8 protein-coding genes, 1 tRNA gene and 1 other RNA gene are annotated in these 6861 nt (G+C 51.6%); 4 read left to right on the top strand and 6 right to left on the bottom strand.

Annotation, left to right across the window (positions count from 1 at the left end; genetic code table 11):
- Window positions 1–68 precede the first annotated feature (68 nt).
- The 4 genes from HMPREF9538_RS28880 to HMPREF9538_RS0128105 all read right to left on the bottom strand — a co-directional run bounded on the left by HMPREF9538_RS28880 (window position 69) and on the right by HMPREF9538_RS0128105 (window position 1832).
- Window positions 69–201: non-coding RNA, RtT sRNA (locus HMPREF9538_RS28880), on the bottom strand.
- A 43-nt stretch (window positions 202–244) separates the two neighbouring features.
- Window positions 245–329, bottom strand: a tRNA-Tyr gene (locus tag HMPREF9538_RS08215).
- Between the two features lie 159 nt (window positions 330–488).
- Complete coding sequence (purU, locus tag HMPREF9538_RS08220; protein WP_004151854.1) at window positions 489–1331, bottom strand: formyltetrahydrofolate deformylase; 843 nt, start codon at window positions 1329–1331, stop codon at window positions 489–491.
- 42 nt (window positions 1332–1373) lie between these two features.
- Window positions 1374–1832, bottom strand: a complete 459-nt coding sequence (locus HMPREF9538_RS0128105) for a YchJ family protein (protein WP_004189455.1) — start codon at window positions 1830–1832, stop codon at window positions 1374–1376.
- 112 nt (window positions 1833–1944) lie between these two features.
- On the opposite strand from HMPREF9538_RS0128105, the gene rssA reads away from it, so the two are divergent.
- The 3 genes from rssA (at window position 1945) to galU (ending at window position 5050) form a co-directional block, all read left to right on the top strand.
- Complete coding sequence (rssA, locus tag HMPREF9538_RS08225; protein WP_002910108.1) at window positions 1945–2847, top strand: patatin-like phospholipase RssA; 903 nt, start codon at window positions 1945–1947, stop codon at window positions 2845–2847.
- 89 nt (window positions 2848–2936) lie between these two features.
- The gene (gene rssB, locus HMPREF9538_RS08230; protein WP_004175574.1) at window positions 2937–3950 is read left to right on the top strand and encodes a two-component system response regulator RssB; all 1014 of its coding nucleotides are present in this window, start codon (window positions 2937–2939) and stop codon (window positions 3948–3950) included.
- Between the two features lie 197 nt (window positions 3951–4147).
- The gene (gene galU, locus HMPREF9538_RS08235) at window positions 4148–5050 is read left to right on the top strand and encodes a UTP--glucose-1-phosphate uridylyltransferase GalU (RefSeq protein WP_002910105.1); all 903 of its coding nucleotides are present in this window, start codon (window positions 4148–4150) and stop codon (window positions 5048–5050) included.
- A gap of 121 nt (window positions 5051–5171) precedes the next feature.
- Here galU and hns read toward each other — a convergent pair whose 3' ends face one another.
- Both hns and HMPREF9538_RS32390 read right to left on the bottom strand, forming a co-directional pair.
- The gene (gene hns / locus HMPREF9538_RS08240) at window positions 5172–5579 is read right to left on the bottom strand and encodes a histone-like nucleoid-structuring protein H-NS (RefSeq protein ID WP_002910103.1); all 408 of its coding nucleotides are present in this window, start codon (window positions 5577–5579) and stop codon (window positions 5172–5174) included.
- 422 nt (window positions 5580–6001) lie between these two features.
- Entirely contained in the window at window positions 6002–6133 is a 132-nt protein-coding gene (locus HMPREF9538_RS32390; RefSeq protein ID WP_004145401.1) for a hypothetical protein, read from the bottom strand.
- 7 nt (window positions 6134–6140) lie between these two features.
- Between HMPREF9538_RS32390 and tdk the strand changes: the two genes are divergently transcribed.
- Window positions 6141–6758: a thymidine kinase gene (tdk, locus tag HMPREF9538_RS08250; RefSeq protein WP_002910100.1), complete on the top strand. Its 618-nt coding sequence runs from the start codon at window positions 6141–6143 to the stop codon at window positions 6756–6758.
- The last annotated feature ends 103 nt before the right edge of the window (window positions 6759–6861 follow it).

Genomic DNA, 6861 nt, shown 5'->3' with positions numbered 1-6861 from the left:
GCTCCCTTTGGCCGCTCGGGAACCCCACCAGGGGTAAAATCACATTGTAGGCTATTCAGCAAAATGAATGGTGGTGGGGGAAGGATAACTCGTCGCTATCTCTCCTCGCCCTTCGGGCCGTTGCCTGTGGCAACGTTCTCTCGCTGGCGCTCGAGTCGAACCTTAGTCGAAGGTTCTTACCCTTCCCGCTAAGTGCAAACATCGTTTACGCTTGTCGGGGAAACCATATCACTGTAGTGAATAATGGTGGTGGGGGAAGGATTCGAACCTTCGAAGTCGATGACGGCAGATTTACAGTCTGCTCCCTTTGGCCGCTCGGGAACCCCACCACGGGGTAATGCTTGGTACTGGCCTGCTTCCTTCTCGGGAAGCGGGGCGCATCATACCAAATGATGCGCCCCTGTAAAGCATTCGTTTGACAAAAATAAACTGGTTGCCTGATTTTTACACGTAACGCCGTAAAGCTAACCAATTCATTTCTCAGTCGATTAAAGAATAATCGTCCGGTTACCGTAAACGAAGACGCGCTGCGCCAGTACCTGATACAGCGCCCGGCTCAAGACGTTTTTTTCAACATCGCGCCCAGCGCGCATCATATCTTCTGCGGTATAAGTATGATCGACGTGAATCACGTCCTGCATGATGATCGGGCCTTCATCCAGATTGTCATTCACGTAGTGGGCGGTAGCGCCAATGATTTTCACGCCGCGCTCATAGGCCTGATGATAGGGACGGGCGCCGATAAACGCCGGCAAAAACGAATGGTGGATATTGATGATTTTGTTCGGGAAGCGGGCGACAAATTCTGGCGTCAGGACGCGCATATACTTGGCCAGCACCACGTAATCCGGTTCGTGGGCGGCGATAGCATCGCCCATTCGCTGATCGTGTTCTTCGCGGCTCAGTCCTTCATGGCTGACCAGCTCAAACGGAATACCAAAGCGCTCCACCAACGAGCGCAGGGTGTCATGGTTGCCGATAACCGCGGCAATATCGACATCCAGCCCGCCGTAGTTGGCTTTCATCAGCAGATCGCCCAGACAGTGCGCCTCTTTCGTCACCAGAATCACCACCCGGCGACGGCCTGCCGGATTTAGTTCGCGGATGGAGCCTTCAGGCAGGGCGCTGTCGAGATCGGCCAGCAGAGTAGCGTCGTTAAAAATGCCTTCCAGTTCGGTGCGCATAAAGAAACGACCGGTACGGTGGTCAACAAACTCATTGTTCTGCACAATGTTGAGTTCATGCTTGTAGCAGATATTGGTGATACGCGCGATGAGGCCTTTCTGATCAGGGCAAATAGTGCGTAGTACTTTACGTTGTAATGAATGCATCGCGAGGAAAATCCTGTAATGTTTGCAAGCGCTGTGCCAGCGTTACTGGCCGCAGCATTTTTTAAATTTTTTACCTGAGCCGCAGGGGCAGGGGTCGTTACGGCCAATCAGCGGTCGTGTCCCGTCGATATAGTACCACTGTCCATTTTCTTTTAAGAATCTGGAACGTTCAATAATGGCGCCAGGGCGGTTATTGTCATTAAAGCGGGCGACAAAGCTGACAAAACCTTCATTTGGAGCTCGCCCCTCATCACTGGCGAACAGGGTTAAGCCCAGCCATTCGGTCTGGGAAAACCCTTTCTCCAGTTCGGCGCGAAATTGCTGCGCCTGACAGAACGGATGCCAGGTTTTGATTAGATAGTCAGCGTCTTTCATGACGAACGCGCTATAACGGGAGCGCATAAGCTGTGACGGGCCCGGCGCAAGCTCAGCGCCGGACAGATATCGCTGGCAACATGAGCTATACTCCAGTGCGCTGCCACAGGGGCATAATTGCGACAAAACTGCCTCCATGGAAGAAAGAGTAACGGCGCTTCTACGCCAAAGGGCATTATGTTAACTGAGCCGTGACAATGTTGCCACGCTCAGAGTGGAAGGATAGTTATTAGTACTAATGAGAAAGCTTAAAATTGGTCTGGCGCTAGGTGCGGGAGCCGCTCGCGGATGGTCGCACATTGGCGTCATCAACGCCCTCCAGCGGGCCGGTATTGAGATTGATATCGTAGCCGGTTGTTCTATCGGTTCGCTGGTAGGGGCGGCGTATGCCTGTAACCGACTCCCGGCACTCGAATCATGGGTCTGCTCATTCAGCAACTGGGATGTCCTGAAGCTGATGGATCTCTCCTGGCGCCGGGGGGGACTGCTGCGGGGGGAAAAAGTATTCAATCATTACCGCCGCATTATGCCCGTCACCGAGATTGAACGCTGCGAGCGCCGGTTTGCTGCTGTTGCCACCAATTTAAGCACCGGTAGGGAGCTGTGGTTTACCGAAGGCGATCTACATTTAGCCATTCGCGCCTCCTGCAGTATGCCGGGGTTAATGTCGCCAGTAAGGCATAATGGTTACTGGCTGGTCGATGGCGCGGTGGTCAATCCGGTTCCTGTGTCGCTCACCCGGGCAATGGGAGCGGATATTGTGATTGCCGTCGACCTGCAACATGATGCCCATCTTATGCAGCAGGATTTGTTCTCCCTTGAAACGCCGCGGCAGGAAGCGGAAGAGAAGGAGGGGCCATGGCATACTCGTCTGCGCGCGCGCTTGACGCGAATGAGTTCCCGCCGTACGGCCGTGACGCCGACGGCGATGGAGATCATGACCACCTCTATCCAGGTACTGGAAAACCGTCTTAAACGCAATCGTATGGCGGGTGACCCGCCGGATATCCTGTTGCAGCCATACTGTCCGCAAGTTTCGACGCTTGATTTTCATCGCGCCGGAGAGGCGATTGCCGCGGGGCAACTGGCGGTAGAAAAGAAAATGGATGAATTATTACCCTTAGTGCGTACAGCCGTTTGACGTACGAGTTACTGACTTAAGCAAATTCTGACAGGCGATAGTGAGAATAGCGTGCCACTATTGAATTATCGTCAGCCAGGGGAGATATCATGACGCAGCCATTGGCGGGAAAACAGATTCTGATAGTTGAAGACGAACCCGTTTTCCGCTCACTCTTGCATGGATGGCTGACCTCGCTGGGAGCAACAACCTTCCAGGCGGAAGATGGCAAGGATGCCCTGCATAAAATGACGGAGGTGCATCCGGACCTGATGATTTGCGACATTTCTATGCCGAGAATGAACGGTCTGGAGCTGGTGGAAACGCTGCGTAACCGCGGCGAACAGTTACCGATCCTGATGATCTCCGCCACCGAAAACATGGCGGATATAGCTAAAGCGTTGCGACTTGGCGTCCAGGACGTGCTGTTAAAGCCAGTAAAAGATTTCGATCGCCTGCGCGAGACCGTTTACGCCTGTCTCTATCCCGCGATGTTCAGTTCGCGCGTGGAAGAGGAAGAGCGTTTATTTGAGGACTGGGATGCGCTGGTCAGTAATCCCATCGCCGCTTCAAGACTATTGCAGGAATTACAGCCGCCGGTGCAACAGGAAATGTCGCACTGCCGCGTTCATTATCGACAACTGGTGTCGGCAGACAAGCCCGGTCTGGTACTTGATATCGCGCCGCTTTCGGAAAATGATTTGGCTTTCTATTGTCTGGATGTCACACGCGCAGGCGATAATGGCGTGTTGGCAGCATTATTGCTGCGCGCGTTGTTTAATGGTCTGCTGCAGGAGCAACTGGCGCACCAGGGACAACGGCTACCAGAAATGGGAAGTTTGTTAAAACAGGTGAATCAACTGCTGCGTCAGGCAAATCTTCCGGGCCAGTTCCCTCTGTTAGTAGGGTATTACCACAGCGGGCTGAAAAATTTAATTCTGGTGTCAGCGGGACTTAATGGCACGCTGAATACGGGGGAGCATCAAATTCAGATTAGTAATGGCGTTCCTTTGGGGACGCTGGGTGATGCTTATCTTAACCAAATTAGCCAACGCTGCACCTCGTGGCAGTGCCAAATTTGGGGGGCTGGCGGTCGTTTACGCTTAATGTTGTCTGCGGAATGAGCAATTGCGTTTATATCTAAGCAGACGGGATTACCTCTTGCCCTTTAGCGGTGGTAACATCGAGCAGTTTTATGCGTAAAAGTCCTAATTCGAGGCTATCGGCAGCTTTTCAGACCAGTAAATACGCGGTTGACTGATATACTCGACACGTTATTTGTAACGAGAAGTTTAAAAAACAAACAGTCCAGGAGATTTCAATGGCTGCCCTTAATTCTAAAGTCAGAAAAGCGGTTATCCCGGTTGCGGGATTAGGCACCAGGATGCTGCCGGCCACCAAAGCGATTCCAAAAGAAATGCTGCCGCTGGTAGATAAGCCGTTAATTCAGTACGTTGTTAATGAATGTATCGCTGCAGGAATTACTGAAATTGTTCTGGTAACGCACTCGTCGAAAAACTCTATCGAAAACCATTTCGATACCAGTTTTGAGCTGGAAGCGATGCTGGAAAAACGTGTAAAACGCCAGCTGCTGGAAGAAGTGCAGTCTATTTGCCCGCCGCACGTGACTATTATGCAAGTTCGTCAGGGCCTGGCGAAAGGTCTGGGTCACGCGGTGCTGTGCGCCCATCCGGTAGTGGGAGATGAGCCGGTCGCGGTTATTCTGCCAGACGTTATTCTGGATGAATATGAATCCGATCTGAGCCGCGATAACCTCGCTGAGATGATCTCTCGCTTCGATGAGACTGGCGCCAGCCAGATTATGGTTGAACCTGTTGAAGACGTAACCGCTTATGGCGTGGTTGACTGCAAAGGCGAATCCCTGAAGCCGGGCGAAAGCGTACCGATGGTGGGCGTGGTTGAGAAGCCAAAAGCTGACGTTGCGCCGTCCAACCTGGCGGTGGTGGGGCGTTATGTCCTCAGCGCCGATATCTGGCCGCTGCTGGCGAAAACCCCTCCGGGCGCTGGTGATGAAATTCAGCTGACTGACGCCATTGATATGCTGATCGAGAAAGAAACGGTTGAAGCTTATCATATGAAAGGCAAGAGCCATGACTGCGGTAATAAGCTTGGCTACATGCAGGCGTTTGTCGAATATGGTATTCGTCACAAAACGCTGGGCGACGATTTTAAAGCCTGGCTGGAAACGGCGGTAGCGAAGTAATCCGCCGCGCGGTTGAAAGCACAAACCGGGAGCGCATCTGCGACTCCCGGTTTTTTTATATCGGCCCTGAGGGCAAAAAAAATCCCGCCGCAGCGGGGGTTTTTTTAGCGATCAACGGAGATTAGATCAGGAAATCGTCCAGTGATTTACCTTGCTCATCCATTGCTTTTTTGATCACAGCCGGGGTACGGCCCTGACCGGTCCAGGTTTTGGTTTCACCATTTTCGTCAACATAGCTATATTTAGCCGGACGTGCAGCACGCTTGGTTTTGGTACCGGCTTTAACGGCAGCCATGGTGCTCAGCAGTTCATTCGGATCAATACCGTCAGCAATCAGCATTTCACGGTATTGCTGCAGCTTACGCGTACGCTCTTCAATTTCTGCCGCGGCAGCGTTTTCTTCTTCACGGCGCTCGTTAACGACGACTTCTAATTTTTCCAGCATTTCTTCGAGCGTTTCCAGGGTGCATTCTCTTGCCTGCGCACGAAGAGTACGGATGTTGTTCAAAATTTTAAGTGCTTCGCTCATTGTAGTAATCTCAAACTTATATTGTGGGGTGGTTTGTTGAACTAATAATAGAGCGATAAAATGCGTTGTGCAATAGGGGGGAATGTAAGGAATTCAAAATTACTGGTTATTTGTCGCGAGAATTAATTAATTTAAGTTAAAATTCCCGTGCCGCTTCACATCTTTCATCGCTTATAGCGATGAGGCGAAGGCAAGCTAAAACATTGAGACGGTATGCTTTTTGAGAGGTTCAGTGAGAGAAATGATCCTTTACATGGGTAAATAACCCTCGTCAGTATTAGCGCATTTTTGGTTACAAGGCTTAATATAAAACAACCGGCAGCCCTGCTTATAGCCCATGGGCAACCGGTCTATAAGCACGAAAAGACAATGGTTACCGCGCCAGTAGCGTAACGGGGCGTACAAATAGTGGCCCTGAAAATTCAATTCATCTTCTTAATCCTTTCGGTTTGCAGGCCCTTCAGCTTCGCGACAATACCCCTGCTGAAAGCGCGGCTGTGCGCATAAAATATGGTACAATCGTCGCCGCGATAAAACACTTTGATTGGGGTCACGCAGCCGATGGCACAACTTTATTTCTACTACTCTGCAATGAATGCAGGTAAGTCGACCGCTCTGTTGCAATCTTCGTACAATTACCAGGAGCGGGGGATGCGTACCGTCGTTTATACCGCTGAGATTGATGACCGCTTTGGCGCCGGAAAAGTCAGTTCACGTATCGGGCTCTCCTCGCCGGCCCGATTGTATAATCCACAGACCTCGTTATTTGACGATATTGCGGCGGAGCACCAGCTAAAGCCGATTCACTGCGTGCTGGTGGATGAAAGCCAGTTTCTGACGCGTGAACAGGTTCATGAGCTGTCCGAAGTTGTCGATACGCTGGATATTCCGGTGCTTTGCTATGGGTTGCGGACGGACTTTCGTGGTGAGCTCTTTACCGGCAGCCAGTATTTACTGGCCTGGTCAGATAAGCTGGTTGAGCTGAAAACGATCTGCTTCTGCGGCCGCAAGGCCAGCATGGTATTGCGCCTCGATCAGGAGGGGCGTCCTTATAATGAGGGTGAGCAGGTCGTCATCGGCGGTAATGAGCGGTACGTATCGGTCTGCCGTAAGCATTATAAAGAGGCGCTGAGCGTCGGTTCGTTAACCAAGGTACAAAACCAGCACCGTCCCTGCTGATACCCTCAGAAGCTCGTACAGGCGCCTGTGGGCGCCTTTTTAATGTCTGCTATAGGTTGGCGTAGCTGGCGATAAAGAATGGCTGATAGCGGGGATAAAAAAA

The organism is Klebsiella sp. MS 92-3, from assembly GCF_000195655.1.
In the GTDB taxonomy this organism is placed as follows: Bacteria; Pseudomonadota; Gammaproteobacteria; order Enterobacterales; family Enterobacteriaceae; genus Klebsiella; species Klebsiella pneumoniae.
The sequence above is the reverse complement of the archived record's forward strand: the minus strand, read 5'-3'. Positions and strand labels throughout refer to the sequence as shown.